The 18,529-nt window shown below is 67.1% G+C and carries 17 protein-coding genes; 13 read left to right on the top strand and 4 right to left on the bottom strand.

Annotation, left to right across the window (positions count from 1 at the left end; translation table 11 throughout):
• Positions 1-91 precede the first annotated feature (91 nt).
• From E3O62_RS11490 to E3O62_RS11480, 3 genes are all read left to right on the top strand, one after another.
• On the top strand, positions 92-928 hold the full coding sequence (locus E3O62_RS11490; RefSeq protein WP_134393644.1) for an exodeoxyribonuclease III: 837 nt from the start codon (positions 92-94) through the stop codon (positions 926-928).
• A gap of 695 nt (positions 929-1,623) precedes the next feature.
• On the top strand, positions 1,624-2,991 hold the full coding sequence (locus E3O62_RS11485; RefSeq protein ID WP_134398619.1) for a hemolysin family protein: 1,368 nt from the start codon (positions 1,624-1,626) through the stop codon (positions 2,989-2,991).
• Positions 2,984-4,024 (top strand): hemolysin family protein, encoded by a 1,041-nt coding sequence (locus E3O62_RS11480; protein ID WP_134398583.1) that lies wholly within the window; start codon positions 2,984-2,986, stop codon positions 4,022-4,024. Before E3O62_RS11485 ends, E3O62_RS11480 begins: the two co-directional genes overlap by 8 nt.
• 73 nt (positions 4,025-4,097) lie before the next feature.
• On the opposite strand, the gene E3O62_RS11475 is transcribed toward E3O62_RS11480, so the two are convergent.
• Complete coding sequence (locus E3O62_RS11475) at positions 4,098-4,784, bottom strand: TetR/AcrR family transcriptional regulator (protein ID WP_198413788.1); 687 nt, start codon at positions 4,782-4,784, stop codon at positions 4,098-4,100.
• Positions 4,785-4,897: 113 nt separating this feature from the next.
• Between E3O62_RS11475 and E3O62_RS11470 the strand changes: the two genes are divergently transcribed.
• Complete coding sequence (locus E3O62_RS11470; RefSeq protein WP_134398582.1) at positions 4,898-5,599, top strand: DUF4386 domain-containing protein; 702 nt, start codon at positions 4,898-4,900, stop codon at positions 5,597-5,599.
• 48 nt (positions 5,600-5,647) lie between these two features.
• Here the strand turns inward: E3O62_RS11470 and E3O62_RS11465 are convergent, their stop codons facing one another.
• A complete protein-coding gene (locus E3O62_RS11465; protein WP_134398581.1) occupies positions 5,648-8,491 on the bottom strand; it encodes an AMP-binding protein in 2,844 nt (947 codons plus the stop codon).
• A 113-nt stretch (positions 8,492-8,604) separates the two neighbouring features.
• Between E3O62_RS11465 and E3O62_RS11460 the strand changes: the two genes are divergently transcribed.
• The 6 genes from E3O62_RS11460 (at position 8,605) to E3O62_RS17345 (ending at position 12,469) form a co-directional block, all read left to right on the top strand.
• Positions 8,605-9,258 carry a hypothetical protein gene (locus tag E3O62_RS11460; protein ID WP_134398580.1) on the top strand — a complete coding sequence of 218 codons (654 nt, stop codon included), beginning with the start codon at positions 8,605-8,607 and terminating at the stop codon, positions 9,256-9,258.
• Between the two features lie 512 nt (positions 9,259-9,770).
• On the top strand, positions 9,771-10,586 hold the full coding sequence (locus E3O62_RS11455) for an alpha/beta fold hydrolase (RefSeq protein WP_134398579.1): 816 nt from the start codon (positions 9,771-9,773) through the stop codon (positions 10,584-10,586).
• Between the two features lie 67 nt (positions 10,587-10,653).
• Positions 10,654-11,094: a hypothetical protein gene (locus E3O62_RS11450; protein WP_134398578.1), complete on the top strand. Its 441-nt coding sequence runs from the start codon at positions 10,654-10,656 to the stop codon at positions 11,092-11,094.
• Positions 11,070-11,231 (top strand): hypothetical protein, encoded by a 162-nt coding sequence (locus E3O62_RS16600; RefSeq protein ID WP_166786470.1) that lies wholly within the window; start codon positions 11,070-11,072, stop codon positions 11,229-11,231. Before E3O62_RS11450 ends, E3O62_RS16600 begins: the two co-directional genes overlap by 25 nt.
• Complete coding sequence (locus tag E3O62_RS11445; protein ID WP_134398577.1) at positions 11,222-12,334, top strand: hypothetical protein; 1,113 nt, start codon at positions 11,222-11,224, stop codon at positions 12,332-12,334. The genes E3O62_RS16600 and E3O62_RS11445 overlap by 10 nt, the downstream gene beginning before the upstream one ends.
• Positions 12,335-12,469 carry a hypothetical protein gene (locus E3O62_RS17345; RefSeq protein WP_255573834.1) on the top strand — a complete coding sequence of 45 codons (135 nt, stop codon included), beginning with the start codon at positions 12,335-12,337 and terminating at the stop codon, positions 12,467-12,469.
• A gap of 117 nt (positions 12,470-12,586) precedes the next feature.
• On the opposite strand, the gene E3O62_RS11440 is transcribed toward E3O62_RS17345, so the two are convergent.
• On the bottom strand, positions 12,587-13,405 hold the full coding sequence (locus E3O62_RS11440; protein WP_134393652.1) for a GntR family transcriptional regulator: 819 nt from the start codon (positions 13,403-13,405) through the stop codon (positions 12,587-12,589).
• Positions 13,406-13,519: 114 nt separating this feature from the next.
• On the opposite strand from E3O62_RS11440, the gene E3O62_RS11435 reads away from it, so the two are divergent.
• Both E3O62_RS11435 and E3O62_RS11430 read left to right on the top strand, forming a co-directional pair.
• The gene (locus E3O62_RS11435; protein ID WP_134398576.1) at positions 13,520-14,959 is read left to right on the top strand and encodes an MFS transporter; all 1,440 of its coding nucleotides are present in this window, start codon (positions 13,520-13,522) and stop codon (positions 14,957-14,959) included.
• Between the two features lie 29 nt (positions 14,960-14,988).
• Positions 14,989-16,101, top strand: coding sequence for a nucleoside hydrolase (locus E3O62_RS11430; RefSeq protein ID WP_134398575.1), 1,113 nt, complete (start codon positions 14,989-14,991; stop codon positions 16,099-16,101).
• A gap of 32 nt (positions 16,102-16,133) precedes the next feature.
• Here E3O62_RS11430 and E3O62_RS11425 read toward each other — a convergent pair whose 3' ends face one another.
• The gene (locus E3O62_RS11425; protein WP_241973453.1) at positions 16,134-17,963 is read right to left on the bottom strand and encodes a chloride channel protein; all 1,830 of its coding nucleotides are present in this window, start codon (positions 17,961-17,963) and stop codon (positions 16,134-16,136) included.
• 97 nt (positions 17,964-18,060) lie between these two features.
• Between E3O62_RS11425 and E3O62_RS11420 the strand changes: the two genes are divergently transcribed.
• Positions 18,061-18,525: a MarR family winged helix-turn-helix transcriptional regulator gene (locus E3O62_RS11420; protein WP_134398574.1), complete on the top strand. Its 465-nt coding sequence runs from the start codon at positions 18,061-18,063 to the stop codon at positions 18,523-18,525.
• Positions 18,526-18,529 lie beyond the last annotated feature (4 nt).

Below are 18,529 nucleotides of genomic sequence, written 5' to 3'. Positions count from 1 at the left end.
CTCCCCACCCGGAAACGCCCGAGCGGCATCCGTCAGGGGGCATCCGTCACAGCGCATCCGTCACCGGGCATCCGTCAAATAGGCTGGAAGCATGCGCATCGCCACCTGGAACGTCAACTCCATCCGTGCCCGAGTCGGCCGGGTCGTCGACTGGATGGTGCGCGAAGACATCGACGTGCTCGCGATGCAGGAGATCAAGTGCAAGCCCGAGCAGTTCCCGGCGCAGGCGTTCGAGGACGCCGGCTACGAGCTGGCCGTCCACGGCCTCAGCCAGTGGAACGGCGTCGCGTTCGCCAGTCGCCACGAGATGACGGATGTCGCCACCGGCTTCCCCGGCATGCCCGGCTTTCTGAAGGGCCAGGAGGGTCCCGGCCTCCCGCTCGAGGCCCGGGCGCTCGGCGTCACGGTGGAGGACCTGAGGTTGTGGAGCCTGTACGTTCCGAACGGACGCGGCATCGACGACCCGCACTTCGCCTACAAGCTGGACTGGCTGGAGCGCCTGCGCGCGCACGCCCGGGACGAACTGGCTCGCGACCCGCACCTGGCCCTCGCACTGATGGGCGACTGGAACGTGGCCCCGTTCGAGCGTGACATGGGTGACCCGAGCTTCGTTCCCGGCGAATCCACTCACATCTCCGAGCCCGAGCGAACCGCGTTCCGCGCGTTCGAGGCAGAGGGCATCCTCGATGTGGTGCGCCCGCTGGCTCCGGAGGGTTACACCTTCTGGGATTACAAACAGCTGCGGTTCCCCCGCAACGAGGGCATGCGGATCGACTTCATCCTCGGCTCCCCTGCGTTCGCGGAACTGGTGACCGCGGCGAGCATCCACCGCAATGAGCGCAAGGGTGATGCGCCGAGCGACCACGTTCCCGTGGTCGTGGAGCTGGCCCTCGAGGGCGAGGACGACGACCGCCCGATGATCTTCTAACCGGCGCACCGAGCCGGAAACGTGCCGGCGACGGCGCGGGCGAGCGCGGCGGCGATACTCGCACAATGCCTTCCGTACCCCGGGGGGGGCGCCACAGGATCGCCACACGCGCGCCCAGCGACCTCCGGCACCGTCTCCCGCCGCATCGAGCCGACCGCACCGAGTAGCCTCGGTTCATCGACGGCGGAACGAGGCGCAGGGCCTCGGACTCAGCTCGGCCGGCCTTCCCTCGCTTTGTGCTCCGGAGCCGTGTTCGGCTTCGAGCGATCGATGTCGTGCTCAGCCATCGGCCGGCCGGCCGCTAGATCGGGGCAAGCAGCTCCGCGTTCGCGCCCCGAACCCGCCTCGTGCAGGCGCTCCCCGTGCAACGCCATACCGAACGCCCGGAGCAGCCGCAGCCGGCACGGCTTCACCCATCGGAGCGTGAAAGGACACCCGGTTGATGGCCAGCCCGGCGCCAACGCCGATGGTGCCGCGGAGCTCGGCGAGATAACCCACCAGGATCACGAATCGGATGATGGAGAAGCCGACCAGAACACCGCCTATTCGACGAGCTTGGGGCGGCCGGAACCGACAGTTTCCCAGCCACAACCGGGCACCGCCCGATAGTCTTGATCTCCTCATGGACCCCGATAAACCCTCGCCCATCCAGCCACACCTCGACATCCTGCGCCCGAATCTGAGAGGGCCACATGCTGTTTGAGTGGGCGATGGTGGGGGTCGGGCTTCTCCTCACCGTCGGAACGGGCATCTTCGTCGCCGCCGAATTCTCCCTGGTCACCTTGAACCGCAACGAGCTCGAGGCCCGGCAGGAACGCGGCGAGAAACGCCTCGGCCCGACCATCAAGGCCCTGAAGATCACCTCCACGCACCTGTCCAGCGCGCAGCTCGGCATCACGCTGACCACCCTGCTGACCGGGTTCACCTTCGAGCCCGCCATCAGCTCGCTGTTGACCGGGCCGCTCACGGGCGCCGGCGTGCCCGAAGGACTCGTGCCGCTGCTCGGCACCATCACCGCCATTTCGCTGGCCACCCTGTTCTCCATGGTGATCGGCGAGCTCGTGCCGAAGAACTTCGCCCTGGCCGTGCCGCTGGCCACGGCAAAGATCGTGGTGCCCCCGCAGGCCCTGTTCACCGCCGTGTTCAAGCCCGTCATCCTGCTGTTCAACAACACCGCCAACGCTCTGATCCGCCTGGTCGGCATCGAGCCGAAAGAGGAACTCTCGGGTGCCCGAAGCGCCGAAGAACTCAGCTTCCTCGTGCGCCGGTCGGCGACGGAAGGCGTGCTCGACAACGACCACGCGGCCATGCTGCACCGCACCCTGCGCTTTGCCGACCACACGGTCGACGACGTCATGACGCCCCGGGTACGGATGTCCTCGGTCAAGGTCACAGACTCTGCCGAGAGCATCCTGGCCCTGTCCACGGCCACCGGCTACTCCCGCTTCCCCGTGATCGACAGGGATTCCGACGACATCGTCGGGGTGCTCCACGTCAAGGCGGCCTTCGCCGTCGAGCTGACGCAACGCGACCGGGTCACCGCCGACGAGCTGAAGGTGGAGGCACTGCGTGTGCCCGAGTCGATGGCCGTCGACACGCTCCTGGGCCTGCTGCGCAGGCAGGGCTTCCAGATCGCGGTCGTCGCGGACGAATACGGCGGAACGGCGGGCATCGTCACTCTCGAGGACCTCGTCGAAGAACTTGTGGGCGAGCTGGAAGACGAGCATGACCGGGCGAAAGCCGGCGTCATACGTTCGGGGCGTTCCGTGGTGTTCGACGCCGGCTGGCGGCCGGACGAGCTGTTCGATCGTTCGGGCGTCACGGTGCCCGAGGACGGCGACTACGAGACCGTCGCGGGCTTCATCGCCGATCAGCTCGACCGCATTCCCGAGCTCGGCGACGAGGTCCCCGTCGACGGGGGCATCCTGCGGATCGACCGAGTCGATGGCGTGCAGGTTCAGCGCGTGCGCTACACCCCGGAAGACCCCGAGCACGATCCGAGCCTGGCCACCAGACACGACCGCATCGTCACGCGAATCCAGAAGGACCTGGCCCATGAGTGAGTACTGGCCGGGCCTGATCTGGCTCGTCGTGTTGTTGACCGTCAACGCGTTCTTCGTGGGCGCCGAGTTCGCCGTGATCTCGGCCCGCCGGTCCCAGATCGAGCCGCTCGCCGCCCGCGGCAACAAGGCGGCGAAGACCACCCTCTGGGCGATGGAACACGCGACCCTGATGCTGGCGACCAGCCAGTTGGGCATCACCGTGTGTTCGCTGCTGATCCTGAACGTGTCCGAGCCGGCCATCCACGGCCTGTTGGAGTACCCGCTGGCCCTGACCGGACTCTCTGAGGGCGCGATCAGCGTGATCGCCTTCGCCATCGCACTCGCGCTCGTGACGTTCCTGCACGTGGTGTTCGGCGAGATGGTGCCCAAGAACATCTCCTTCTCCGTGCCCGACCGCGCCGCGCTCATCCTGGCGCCGCCGCTCGTCGTCGTCGCCCGCATCTTCAGCCCGGTGATCGTCAGCCTGAACTGGCTGGCGAACGGCATGCTGCGCCTGTTCAAGGTGCAGCCGAAGAATGAGGCGACCAGCGCGTTCACCCTCGACGAGGTGGCCGGCATCGTGGAGCAGTCCACCCGAGAGGGCCTGCTGACGGATGCTTCGGGCACCCTCTCCGCCGCGTTCGAGTTCACCTTGAAGCGAGTCTCCGACGTGGAGGTGCCGATCGGCGCAATGGTCTGCCTGCCGGCATCCGCGTCACCCGCCGACATCCAGCAGGCCGTCGCCCAGCACGGCTACTCCCGGTACATCCTCACTGACGTCGACGGGCAGCCCACGGGCTACCTGCATCTGAAAGACGTGATGAACCTCACCTCCGGGAGCACGTTCACGGAGCCGGTGCCGGCCAAACGCATCCGTCGCCTGGCCTCCGTGTTCCGGGGCAGCGAGCTCGAAGATGCCCTGGCGTCGATGCGGCGCCTCGGCGCGCATGTCGCCACATCGTTCGACGCTGACGGAGTCGCCACGGGCGTTCTGTTCCTCGAGGACATCATCGAGGAGCTCGTCGGCCAGGTCGATGACGCCACCACCGTGTAGGTGACGGCCGGGGCGCGGATGCCGCGTGGAATGTCGATGGGTGCCCGTCACGTGTGTCTCATGACGCCCTCATTCATTCACAGGCCGAGTCGGTGTCTCGCAGAGTCTCGAGTCCGTCGAGTATGAGGTCGAGCCCGACCAGGAATTCATCCCCATAGGAGTATCCGGGCTTCAAGACGTGGTCGGCCGTGAGTTCAGCCAGGTACGGGTACTCGCTTGTGGTCAGCTGCGCCAGCATGATCGCGGCCATCGCTGCCGTCTCGTCCGGCGTGGTGAAGGGCAGGCTCTTCTCCTGCATCGCGAACCCGTAGATATAGCTGTCGACAGCGGAGAAAGCGTGGGCCGTCTTCTCAACCGAGAAACCGCCGTTGCGGAAGGTTCCGATCACCCGGTCGTGGTGGCGGAGGGTGCCCGGTCCCGGGTTCGTTCCGGAGTCACGAACGGTCGTAGCCCAGGCATGACGGGCGAGGACATCCCGGAATGAGATCGAGCGCTTTCGGATTGCCGGCTTCCACTCATCGCTGTGTGACGGCAATTCGATCTCGCCGAAGATCGCATCGGCCATGGCGTTGATGAGGTCATCCTTGTTGGCCACGTGGTTATAGATCGACATGGCCTTCACGTTCAGATCCTCGCCCAGACGCCGCATCGTGAGGGCTTCAAGCCCCTCCGCGTCGGCAAGGCGAACGGCGGTGGCGATCACCCGCTCGCGGTTCAAACGAGCTCGGGGTGCGGGTGCTGCTTCACGTGCTGCTGCCAAGTCTCTCTCCTGCACTCATATTCGTTGACAAACCTTACCACGTACATATATTTTACTTACATCATAAACATACGTCGTAAGTTCTAGCCACAGATACAGTAAGGATACGAGCCATGACCACTCACCTCCACCCCGCCCCCAGCGCCACGGCGCCGGCTGCCACCCTCAACCCCTTCCGCTGGTCACAGCGGACCGGAGCGCTCGTAACGGGCACCGCCCTCACGGCCATGGTGTTCCTCTCGATCTTTGGTTATTTCATCGCCGTCAACAGCCTCGTGACCGCCGGTGATGCGGAAAAGACGACCGATGCCATTTCCGCCTCGCCGGCGCTGTGGCTCGCCGGGATCGGCGCGCTGTGTGTCGTCGTCGTGCTGGACGTCGTCGCCGCCGCCGGCACCTACGCGCTCTTCAAGCCCGTCAGCCGTGTCGTCTCCGCTGGTGCCGGGTTGATCAGAATCGCTTTCGCCGGGTGGTTCATGGTCGCTCTCAGCCGGCTCGTGGTCGCCTTCACCAACCTCGACACTCCGGAAGCCGCGCTGGCCGACATCGAGTCGTTCTCGTCGATCTGGACCACCGCCCTGGGCCTGTTCGGGGTGCATCTCCTCCTGATCGCCTACCTGTCGATCCGCTCGGGCTTCATGCCGAAGGTCTTTGGAATCCTGATCGGTCTCGCCAGCATCGGTTACATTGCCGACCTCATCGGCCTGGTGGTGGCACCCGCCTTCACCCCGACCTTCGGCCTGTTCGGCTTCGTGGGCGAGACCGCCATGATCTTCTGGCTGCTCATCGGGGGACGGCGTCTCCCGCGTTCCTAACCGCACCCGACCTCACCCCGAACTATGCCCCGCTCATCCAGCCCAACCTCACCGCCGGCGACCGGCCGACGTTCTTGTCGCGAATACATTGGCCACAAGCGTGCGGGTTGCGACCGCGGGATGACGGGTCCACCAAGCGCTCAGTGCGGAATATCCTCGCCAGGCGAGGATACCCACCGCGAAGGAGGCAAGGGTGGCGAGCAGCGGTACGTCGTCCCCGAAAAGCGGGAAGACCTGCCAATGGACGAGATATACGAACAACGATGCCGAGGCCGTGACGCTCAGCACCGACACCAGAATCCGCGGGACGGGGACGGCCGGAATCCAGAGGAGAAGAAGCAGTCCCGCAATCGTGATCGCCTCGCGGGCCGGGTCGCCGAAGAAGCCCGGAACGGAGAGCACGACGAGCGCAGAGCTCAGCACCCGCCGAGTGACGTCCGTGGAACGCGCGATGAGCCAGCCGAGAGTGATGAGCCAGAGCACGAACGGCAGCGAATAACGTTCGGTCGGCCCTGCCTCGACCCCTCCGGTCAGCAGCAGACGAAGCAGAAGCGCCCCCGCAAAGAAGGACGCCGCGAAGACGAAGGGGTATCGGCGCTCGATCCGGTCGAGCTGGGGCACGCAGAAGAGAAGCGCAAGGCCAAGGATCGTCCACACGACGGATTCCAGGAACCAGTACTGCCATTGCACCGTCCAGCGTTCGTCGCCGCCGAGCAGGTTGTGCAGCATGAAGACCGTCGCGGGTTCGTACATCCCTCCGATCAGGGCAACTCCACCGATCCACAGCACGGCCGGGACGAAGATCTGGACGGCGCTGCGCAGAAGCTTCCCGAGCCGTACCGGCCGAGGTACATCGGCGAACTGGAATCGGGCCAGGTTATAGCCCAGGATTCCGAGCAGCAGGTGAGCACCGCCCTGCATCTGGAAGAGGTTGGCGTGCGTCCCCGTGATGAGCGCGATGGCGATAGCCCGCAGCACTACGGATGTCTCCATGCGCGCCAGCGACCGTCGGGGTCGCGCCCCGGACGGTGCGGTTCGGCGGCTCGCCAACTCCCGGGCCGATTTCGCGGGCCAGTCCCTGGGGAGCGTGCCGAGCATCTGCTCGAGCCGCACCGAGACCTCGACGTAGCTGAGCGAGTCGCCGTGCAGCGCGACGAAGCTGTCGTCCAGGACCGCGTCCGGACGGTCAAGGAGGGTTGAGTAGAGCGCCCGAATATTTTCCGCCGTCACGGTCCCTCTGCGATCCACCAGCGGGACTTCTCGCTCGAGGTCCGCCGCCTCCCGAAGCAGGCTCGCGGTGTCTGGCTTGCCGCTGGACGTCAGGGGGAACTCCTCGACAAGGTGCACCCGGACGATGTGATCGGGCAAGCCAAGCGCCTCCGCGACGATCGGCGCGACGAGCCCGAGGGCCCACCGCTCTCGCACGAAGACCACAAGGCGTTCCTCAAGGTTCACCGCCCTCGCTTCGACACCGTCGTCGTCAAGGAGCCGTTCGACCCGGTCGAGGTCGATCCGCAGGCCGTATATCTTGACGAAGCGACTGCTCCGCCCGACGATTTCGAAGAGTCCGTCGTCGTGCTGGCGGGCTAGATCGCCGGTGCGCAGATCCCCCACTGTCGGTCCAGCGGCGAGTTCCTCCGGGCTCTCCGCGTATCCCATCATGACGTTCGGCCCGGTGTACACGAGGTTACCGACCGAGTGCTCGTCGGCGTCGTCGATGCGGAACTGCCCGCCCGGTATCGGGATTCCGATGGATTCAGGCCGGGTCGCCGCCAACTCCGGCGGCAGGTAGGCCATCCGTGCGGTCGCCTCTGTCTGTCCGTACATGACGACGAAGTCGAATCCACGTTCTTGCCCCAGCCGGGCGTAATCGCGCACCCGGTCGGGGCCGAGCCGGCCGCCGGCCTGAGTGATGTAGCGCAGGCTCGAATGTTGGCGCCCAGCGAATCCGGTCGAATCGAGAAGGTCGAAGGTGTAGGGAACGCCGGCGAAGGAGGTGGCCCCTGCCGCGTCGAACTCGTTCCAGAATGCAGACTCGACCACAGAACGCTCGGTGAGGAGCAGGCTCGCCCCGGAGATCAGGTGGCTGTTCACGACTGAGAGGCCGTAGCAGTAGTGCATCGGCAGGGTTGTGGCCGCCCGGTCCTGCTCGGTCAGGGCGAGGTAGTCGGCGATGCTTCTCGCGTTGCTGCGCACATTCTCGCGTGACAGCCGAACGAGTTTCGGCGATCCTGTCGAGCCCGAGGTGCTGAGCAGCAGTGCCAGCTCAGGGTGCAACGTGTGCCGGCTTCCCTCGCGTCGCTCATCCAGACGCCATTCGCCGCCGACGGGCGCCAAAACCACGTCGGGGTCGTAACGCTCAAGGAGCCCGTTCCTGTTCCGCTCCTGGCTCGGCTCGTCCCCGTCGCCTGCGACGAGGAGAACTGGATGCCCCGCCGCGAGCGCGGCGAGATAAGTCACCAGGGGCTCCAGGGCGTTCGCGCACGACACCATGACGAGTCGGCGGCCGTCTCCCAATAATTCACGCCGGTCACGGACAAGTTCGTCCAGTTCGGCGTAGTTTATGGTTCCATTCGCGGTCACGAGGGCAGTCGCGGACGGATCGCCGGAGAGGAGTCGGAGGGCCTCAAGACCGCCCACCGGGTCGCGTCGGGTGCTCCTCAGTGGTTCTACCGCGCATATCCTTGCGGGCGGGAATGCATCGTATGTTTTGTCGGTGCGCACGGCTGTCTCTGGTCGAAGTTTGCCCCCGCAGTCACACTGAGGCAAGGCTAACCTTAGTTCACGAACCCTGTGGATGGACCGGCAAACCTGCGACGAGGAAGTCGTCTCTCCGAGACCGAATCGGATGACCGACACGCACCCGGCCTTGTCTACATGACCAAACCTCATTACTGTCCGCTCCGAACCACCAATGATCAACGGGAATTCCTCGTTGACCGCTGACCAAGGAGTAAATCGTGAAACGACATTCCATCGGGATTCTCGGAGTTTCGACTGTTGCGTTGTTCGCCGCAGCCGTACTCGGATCCGGAGCAGCTCAAGCGCAGACCACGCAATCCGAACGCACCCCCAAAACGGTGACGTTGACCGCGAACCTCACGGAACTCAACGGATCCAAGGCATCCGGAACTGCAACCGCGACAGTTCGCAACCAGAAGATCAAGCACATTGAAGTGCACGCCTTCGGGCTGATGCCAGATGCCCCGCACGCTCAGCACATTCACTACGGCAACCAGGCGATGCAAGAGTGCCCCACCATCGCACTGGACAGCAACGGTGATGGTCGCCTGAACACCGTGGAAGGGATTCCCGCCTACGGGCCGGTCGTCGTCTCACTGACGACGACAGGGGACACCTCACCGGCCAGCTTGCTGGACGTCACCCGGTTCCCGGTGTCTGAGGGCGGCAGCTACCACTACAGCCGCGACAATCTCCACATCACCAAGGTGGGGGGAACCGGATACCCCGGCCCCAGCGGAACAGGAACGGCGAAAGAGATCGCTGATTCCATCCGCGAGGGCGAAGGCGTCGTCGTGATCCATGGCGTCGACTACAACGGCAACGGCGAGTATGACTTCAGCCGAGGTGCAAGCGAACTCGACCCGAACCTGCCGGCAGAAGCAACGGATCCGGCCGCCTGCGGCATCCTGGAATAGACAACACCCTCAGCACGACTCTGGGTTGAAAGAGCCTATGGCCCATCCTGCCGGATGGGCCATAGGCATGCCGAAATCACCGTCGCGGGGAGAGGTGGTCGTGATGTACGCGTTCATGGTGTTCCTCGTATTTTTCGGCCACGCGAAGCGAGCAGGAGTTCGCGGGGCAACCCGGACACACGAGTCCTCGGACTTGCCCGCTCAGTCCCGGCGCAGTGAACGGGGCATTGGTGGGGGCGTCGCGCGACTCTGGGGCGATCGCCATGGGGTTGATCCACTGGTCCCAGGTCGTGGGTCCAATTCAGGGGGCCACGTCGTGGCCCAGAACGGCAGACAACCAACTAATCGATCGGCGTCGATATATCGAATGTGACTCTTGCCCCGATGGATGTCAATCTGTCCACCTGCATACCCGTCACCCGGGTTGGGGTCGCCGGTATTCAGCGGTCACAGATTCGTGCGCTCACGGTAATTCCCTTGCCGCGGCGCCCGCCGCACGCCTACGCTGAATCATGCCTCACCTCACCGTTCCGGGCGCGTCGCTCTACTACGAGACAGCCGGCCACGTATCGGCACCGGCACTCCTCTTGCTGCACGCCGGCATCGCCAATCTGCGCATGTGGGACCCGCAGATCGACGCGCTGGCTGCCGGCCACTTCGTCATCCGTTTCGATAGCCGCGGATGCGGCCAGACGACCACCGAGAACGTGGAGTTCTCGCCGCGTGCGGACGCCCTCGCGGTTCTCGACCACCTCGGGGTGGCGTCGGCCACGCTGATCGGGTGCTCTCGCGGAGGCGGGACCGCCATCGACCTGGCTACGGAGAGCCCCGTCCGCGTGGACGGCCTGGTGACCGTCGGAGCCGGGCCCAGCGGATTCCCCGAAGTTGAACTGACCGATCTCGAGGACTCCCGGTTCGACGAACTGGATGCCGCGTTCGACGCTCAGGACTGGCACCGTCTGGCGCGACTCGAGGTGGCGCTCTGGGCGTTCGGCCCACTGCGCACCGAGGCCGACCTCGACCCCGAATTCGTGGCCACGGCCTACGCGCTGGGCCGAGTCAACGCCGTGCATGCGGAAGAGTCCCCGACGCCGATTCCGCTTGAGCCGCCCACTTTCAACCAGGTCAGCGACATCGAGGTACCCGCGTTCGTCTCGGTTGGTGAATTCGACATCACCCCGCATCTCGCCGAATATGAGTACCTCCTGTCGACGCTCCCTGACGTCACCGGCTTCACCTTCCGCGACACCGCCCACCTGCCGAGCGTCGAACGGCCGGCGGATTTCAATCGGGTGCTCGTGGATTGGCTGGCGGAGCACCGGCTCTAGTCCGGCGCGGCAGGGTTTTCCCCCGGTTGACCGCGCACGCACCCGTTAGGACGGCCGACCAGTACCCTTGCGCCATCGGAATCTGGCTGGGCTGCACGGCAATTCCGGCACCGCACGGATCGAGCGTGTCGTGGCCCTCGGCGCAGCCGCGCCAACGCTGCTCGCGCTGATCTGGTCCGTGCGGCAGACGACGGATGCCCCCGCGCCCGTCGACGGCATCGCCGTCGCGACCGCGGCATCACTCGTCTGCGCCCTCGGCCTCGTACTCGACACGGTGGGGGCACGTGACACGGCTGCGAACGCCCAGGGGCGGACGGACCGGCTCGCCCTCGAGGCCGGCGCGGGCCTGATTCTGGTTCCCGGCACGCTCCTGACCCTCGCCGCCGGGAGCCCGTTCGCCTGGCTCGTGCTGCTGCTGGTCGGCGCGACCGCCCTCGTCACGGCGATCGCCCCGGACGGGCTCTTCGGCTCCCGGTCGCCGGCATGCTGCTGGTCCTGGCCGTGCTGATCCGCCGGTTCGGCCGCACCCCTCGGGCTGCAGCGGCAAGCCCGGTCGCGGCGCTGCTCACCCTGGCCGGCCTGCTCGTGGCTATCGTGCCGCTGGCGCTCGCCTCGGGCTCCTGGTCACCAGCATCGTGCAGCTGATGCGCGTGCTCGGCTCACCCGGCGCACCCGATGCACGGCTCGAATGCTGGTTGTTCCCGCTCGCTGCCGCGGCGGCGGGGGCGTTCCTGATCGGCGCCCGCACCGACCCGGCGACCCTCCGTCCGCGCACCATCGCGAGCATCACGCTGCTCGTGCTGACGCTGGCGACCGTGACGACGGCCGAGATCGCCGCCTTCACCGGGGCCGATATGACCGATGACGCCACCGTGACCGCGGTGCGTGCATCCGTTCTCGTGCTCGCCGTCGGGGTCGTGCACGTGCTGGCCGCGTGGCGGTTGCGCGCGCCCGTGACCCTGGCCGTCGGCTGGATTGCGGCGGGGCTGGCCGGGTTCGCCCTGGTGAGCGCCGTGGGGACGCAAGCCACCGAACCGTTCGAGCTCGTCACCGTGCCGGTCGCCGTGCGGGCTCGCTGGATCGCGGCCGGACTGGCCCTGCTGCCCGGCGCGGTGGTCGGCGGCACGAATGACCTCCTCCGCCCCGTGCTGGCCCTGACCATCGGCGGTGCGTTCGCCGTCAGCGGGGCGCTCCTCCTGGTCCGGCCGCGCTGGGCATCCCTCGCCTGGCCGGCCCTCGGCGTCGGCGCGCTCACGGTTGTGCTCACGGCCTCATCCCGCATCCAGCCGCTGCTCGAGCTCGCGCCGAACGGCCCCGACACCCGGCTCGAGGCATGGCTGCTGCCCTCGGCGCTGATCCTGGCGGCCGTCGGCACAGGTCTCGTCACCGTCACCCGGCGCACCGATGAGGGTACCGCCCCCGGCCGCGGCGAAGCGACGGATGCCCCCGCGCTGCACCTCGGTTACGTCCTGTTAGTCCTGGCCATCATCGGGGTTTTCGCGGCCGAGGTGGTCGCACTCGGCTACGAGCCGCTGGCGGTCATCCGGGTGATCCTGCTCGTCTGGACTTTCTCCGCGCTGCACCTGGCGGCGTTCTGGTACGACGACAGCCGACTGGGCCGGATGGTCGCCTGGGTGGCAATCGGGGCCGGCGGCGGCGCCGTGGTCGCCGGGTCCGCGTACGCGGCGCCGGCCACGGTGGAGATCGTGAGCATTCCTCTGGCCATCGCCCTGCTGGCGACCGGTTAGTTGCACCTCGACGTCACGCCGGCCGTGCGCAAGTTGCAGGCTTCGTTCGTGATCGGCGCGATCGTGCTGCTGCTGCACGCGGTCGCGCAGCTCTGGCCCTGGATCTCGCTGGCCTACGGCGCGGTGCCGTGGTAGCTGTAGCTGGGCGTGGGCGGCGTCATCCTGATCGTGCTCGCGGCCCGCTACGAACAGCGGATCGCGAACTTCAAGGCGATCTCGATGACTATCTCGGCGCTGCGGTAGCGGCCCCGCTCAGGACTGCACCGCGTGGCTGATCGTCAGCTGCACGAAGTCGGTGTTGATCAGGGCCTTCGAGAGATAGAACGGGCGCCCGTCGTGGTCGAGAGTCTGGGTGAGGATGAGCACCGGGCTGCTGGCCGGCAGCCCGAGCAGCTTGCCGCGTGTGGCACCGGGAACACCGAGCGTGATGTCGGTTTCGCCGGGCCCGAAGATCGAACCGAGCACCGCGATCAGCGCGGCGAGCGCACTGCGTCCCGCAGCTCCCGCGTCACCCTGGGCGTTCGCGTCGACGCCTGCCTCGGACACGGCCGCCACCGCCGCCTCGCCGAACCGGCTCAGGCGGTCTCCCGGCACGTGCTCCTGGATCAGGGCGATGGGTGCACCCTCCCGGGTGATGACGCTCTCGAGAAACCATGAGGCCTCGTCGGTGCGAATGCCGATGGCGTCCGCAGTGAACGCGGGCGACGCAGACTGCAGCGCAGTCTGGGTGCGGCGAACGTGCACGGTCGGTCCGGTCTCGCTGAGAAGCTCCTCGATCGGACGGATCTTCTGCAGCCCGAGGTGAGGCAGCCGGTCGGCGACGAAGCGCCCGATGCCCCGGCGCGAGCGCACGAAGCGGTCCTCCTCGAGAAGTATGAGGGCCTCCCGCACGACCGTGCGGCTGACGCCCATCGCCGTGCCGAGCTCGGACTCCGATGGGAGCAGGGAGGCGATCGGCAGGGATCCGTTGCGGATCGCTTCGGTGATGCGCGAGTACACCGCCACCCGCAGCGGCAGACTTCCATTGGTCTCGAGCGGACCTGCCAGGGCCGCCTCCGTGCGTCGATCCATTCGTTCTCCCCTGGTCGGTGAGTCGAGCCTAGCGTGTGATCTCACGCACTTGTATAACAAGCATGTACACTGAGCGTGTCGATCTTGTCGTTGCTCCAATGAAGGAGGCTTGTCATGCTCGTGCTTTCCTCCGAAGCCGCTCCCGTACTGGGGCGCGCCCGCGCTCCCCGGGCTCCTCGGGCTCCCCTGGCTCCCGGGGTGTTGATCGGCACGCTGGTCCTGGCGATCCTGACGTTCCAGCTGAATGCCACCCTCCTCTCCGCCGCCTTGCCAGCCGTCGGCGCCCAGTTGGGCGAGAGCATGCAGGATGTCGCCCGGGTGCAGTCGGTGTTTTTTCTTTCCGGCGCCGTTTTCGGCATGGTCTTTTCCCGCTGGAGCGATTTCCTCGGCCGCAAGCGCAGCCTCGTGATCGTACTGACGCTGCTGCTGATCGGCACCGTCATCTGCGCCCTCGCACCGAGCCTCCCGCTGCTGCTGCTCGGCCGGGTGCTGCAGGGCGCGTCCAACGCCACCTTCACGATCTCCTTCCTCCTACTCTCGGAGCGCCTGAACAGCCGCCTGTTCGGCATCTCGGTCGGCATCATCACCTCAGTCAACGGCGGCCTGTTCGGCGTCGACGGCTTCCTCGGCGGCTACGTGACCGACACCATCGGCTGGCGGTTCCTCTTCGTGATCACCCTCGGCCTCGGGCTGGTCGCAATCAGTTGCGTCGCACTCTTCATTCCGCAGGATGAGCCGCGCACCCAGGACGGGTCAATGGACTGGTGGGGTGCCGGCATCCTGTCCCTGTTTCTGGTGCTGCTCACGAGCCTGATCTCGCAGGCGTCGGCGTCAGGCTGGGCCGACCCGCTCACGCTGGGTTACCTCGTCTGGGCGGTCGTCAGCGCGGTCGTCTTCGTGCTCGTTGAGAGGCGCACCCGACGGCCGCTCATTCCCATCCACGCGTTGCGTTCCCGCCAGGTGTGGCCGCTCCTGCTGTCCACGGTGCTCACCCTGGCCGGGGTCTTCTCCGCGCTCAACTTCACCGTGGTCTTGCTCAGCCAGAACAATCAGGTGGGTTACGGGCTCTCCGCCTCGATGTCGGCGCTGCTCTACCTCACCCCGACCGCGTTTGTCGGCGTCACCGCGGCGATCTTCTCCGGCTGGATCGCCGTGCGGATCGGTTGGATCACCGCGCTGCGGCTGAGCAGCGGCGTCATCACCCTGATCACGGTCGGCCTGGCCGTGTTCGCGATGGACCGCTGGCTGGTTTTCAGCCTGCTCATCGTGATGGGCGTCTTCTACCTCGGCCTGTTCCAGAGTTCGGTCAACGGCATCTCCGTGCTCAACTCGCCGCCCGAGGCCCGCGGGGCCCTGCCCGGCCTGAACGGCGCCTGCTTCGGCATCGGCATCGGCATCGGCATCGCCATCGTCGCCCCGGTCGTGGCCGCGGGCACGGTCGCCGGCTTCCAGACGGCCCTGTGGATCTCCGCGGGCCTCACCCTGGCATCCTTCCTGGCCTCCCTGATTCTGCGCCCCGCCGCAGAAACACCCGCACCACTTCTGAACCCCTGAAACAGCACGATGAGAACGGATGGTCAACGATGACTCACACGGCGGCTCCCCACCCCCGCCCGATCTACCTCGACTGCGACACCGGGATCGACGATGCGATGGCGCTTGCGTTCCTGCTGGCGACACCGGGCATCCGTCTGGTCGGGATCGGCACGGTGAGTGGATGCGTCAACCCGGCCGTCGCCGCGGCGAACACCCTGAGCCTGCTCGCGACCGCCCGGCGTGACGATATCCCGGTCGCGGTCGGCGTCTGGGAGCCCGTCAGCGGGATCTCCCGGCGCGGAACCGCCCACCTGCGCGGCCGCAACGGGATCGGGGACGTGCTGCTGCCCCGCTCGCGGCGGCACCCAGTCGACGAAAGCGCCACGGAGTTGCTGATCCGGCTGGCGCACGAGTATCCCGGCGAACTGGAGGTCATCGCGATCGGCCCGCTGACGAACCTGGCCGAGGCCCTCTGCCTCGACCCGGAACTTCCCCGGCTCGTGCGTCGCGTCACCCTCATGGGCGGCGCCGTCTTCGCGCCCGGCAACGTCGGCAAATTCGCCGAGGGCAACATCGCCGCCGACCCCACGGCCGCCGCGGACGTCTTCGCGGCCAGCTGGCCGGTGACCGTGGTCCCGCTCGATGCGACGGCGCCGCACACCTTCGACGAGACCCACCGGCGGGCACTCGCCTCGGCCTCGGGGCTGACCCAGCAGGCACTGGCCGCCATGCTCGGCACCTGCCTGACGCAGTGCGGCACGCAGTTCAGCACGCGGCGCTTCGCCCTGCACAACTCCATCGCCGCGGCCTTCGCGACCGGCGCTCTCGAGGCCGAGCGCGCACCCACCCTGCGCGTCCGCGTGGACATGAGCGCCGGTCCGCGCCACGGCCAGACCCACTTCGCCAAGGTGGAGGCGGCGGCCGCGGAGCCTGCCACCACGGGGGCTGTCACTGCGGGGCCTGCCGGGCAGAATCCGCACGAGGCCCGGGTGGTGCTGTCTCTCCGGCGCAACGCCACGTCACTTCTCCTGGAACGCATCCTCACCCTCGCTCCCGCCGCGACTCCGGTGCCGGTGCCGGCTAGAGCTCTGGCTCCGGCCGGAGCCCGCGCACTCGCGCCCGCTCGGGCCCGGAGGCAGGCGGAACCGGTACCCGTCTGAGCCCGCCGTCGGCATCCGTCGGCATCCGTCGGTCAGCGGGTGCCACGGGGCGGGCTCGTAACGACCCCCGAACCCGGCCCGTGCCCGATGGTCACCGCACGAAGCACGGCGTCGAGGGTGAGCCACCCCCGGAGCAGCCCGTCTGAGTCGACAACGGGCAGGCCGTCGCTCTCGCTGGCGGCCAGCACCACATCCAAAACCTTGTCCAGGGTGTCGTCGGGATTGGCCACCGCGGGCGTCTCGATCAACGCGCCGAGGGTGATCGTGGCGCTGTCGTCGTCGTTGCCCAGTGAGTCAGAGACGGCAGCGACTGTCACGATTCCGATGAACTCACCCCCACGATGAAGTACCGGCAGGGCGCGCCTGCCTGACCCGAGCAACATCCGGGCCCCTTCCGCCGGAGTGAGCCGGGAGCTCACCGCGTCGGGTGCCTCGGTCATGACCTCCCGCACAAGCGTCGAATGCAGCAGGATGCCGCCGGGGCCGCCGTCGACGCTCACCCCGCGGCGGCGAAGCTTGAGGGTGTAAATCGTGTCCTCACTGAGGACACGCGAGACTCCGGTCGCGATCACGATGGCCAGCAGCAGAGGCAGGATGATCGAGTATTCCCCGGTCAATTCGAACAGGATGATGGCGGCGGTGATCGGTGCTCGCGCAGCGCCTGCGAAGACCGCACCCATCCCGACCAGGGCAAAGGTACCGGTCTGACCCGCGAACACGGGGAACATCGCCCCGGAGACCTGGCCGAACCCGGCACCGAGCATCGCGCCGATGAACAGCGACGGTGCGAAAACGCCGCCGGAACCGCCGATGCCGATGGTGAGGCTCGTGGCCACGATCTTTCCGACGAGGAGCAGCGCCACGAACCCGAGGGCATAGCCGCCCTCGACACCCTTTTCCAGCACCGGGTAGCCCACCCCATACAGTTGCGGCAGGGCGAAGAGCAGGAGGCCGAGGAGGAGCCCGCCGGCCACCGGCCGCAGCCATTCCGACTTGCCCCGCCAGGCCCAGTCGCAGGCGTCTTCCACGGCGTAGAGGGTTTTGGTGAACCCGACCGCAACGAGACCGGCCGCGAGTCCGAGCACCGCGAAAAGAGCGAATTGCGCGGAATTGACGATCGTGAACGTCGGCAGGGTGAGGAACGGATGATCGCCCAGGATCGACCGGCCGACGATGGAGGCGGTGACCGAGGACAGCACAACGATGCCGAACGAACGAGCCGCGAAATCGCGCAGCAGGAGCTCGAGGGCGAAGAAGACGCCGGCTATGGGAGCGTTGAAGGTTGCGGCGATCGCACCGGCAGCACCGCAGGCGACCAAAGTCCGCAGCTGCGATTCCGGCATCCGCACCGCTCGCCCGAGGGTCGAGCCCAGTGCGGAGCCGATCTGCACAATCGGCCCCTCGCGGCCGACGGAACCACCGGAACCGATGGTTATGGCCGAGGCGAGCGACTTGACAATCGCCACCTTGCCCGGAATCCGCCCGCCGCGCTTCGTGACGGCGTACATGACCTCCGGCACACCGTGGCCTCGGGCCTCCGGCGCGAACCTGTTCACCAGGGGGCCGTAGAGAAGACCGCCGACGACCGGCGCGAAGATGACGAACGCACCGCCGAGCCAGGGAAGCCAGGGGTGGGCAGGATGTCCCTGCGTCGCGGCGTAGTCGGCGGTCCCCGTGAAGATCACGGTCGACGCAGCCACCAGCCAGCGAAAGGCGACGGCCGCCAGACCGACACCGGCACCGACCACGACCGCCATGAAGACAAGCCGCCCGGTCCCCGTCAGCACGGGATCGAAGGCAGCCCGGATCGGCCGCGGCCAACGGCTCGCGAGCATCCTCAGGCTCAGGGCGGGCTGGGCCATCAGGGCTCCTTCCTGTGTAGACTTAGCGTGCGCAATCGCAACTATTGCTTTTATGCAATAAAAACTTTATCACTTGTCCCGAACAAGGGAGCCCGGCATGGATGCGCTTACTACGGCTGCGGCCGACGCCACCCTCGCCGCCTCTCGCGCCTTGCTCGGCGTGGTTGCCCGGTCTGTCACGGCGGCCCTGGACGTCGTGACGCTGCCGCAGTTCCGTGTGCTGGTCGTGCTCAGCGCGGCCGGGCCCACGCGCATGAGCACCCTGGCGGAGCGGATGGGGGCCAACCCGTCCACCTTCAGCCGGTCGATTGACCGCATGGTTGCCGGAGGCTGGGTTGAACGGGGGCCAAGCCCCGAGAGCCGCCGCGAAGTGCTGATCACGCTCACCTCGGCCGGCCGAGAACTCGTCGACGATGTCACGGAGCGTCGCCGGCAGGGCATCGCCGCGATCCTCTCGACCCTGACTGCGGAGCAACAGAAGGCCGTACGCGACGCATTGCAGCTCTTCGCCGACGCCGCCGGCGAAACCTCGGCATCGGATCTTCTCACCCTGGGCATCTGACTGC

Source organism: Cryobacterium sp. TMT2-15-1 (assembly GCF_004402345.1).
Classification (GTDB): domain Bacteria; phylum Actinomycetota; class Actinomycetes; order Actinomycetales; family Microbacteriaceae; genus Cryobacterium; species Cryobacterium sandaracinum.
This window is presented reverse-complemented; position numbering and strand designations above follow the sequence as displayed.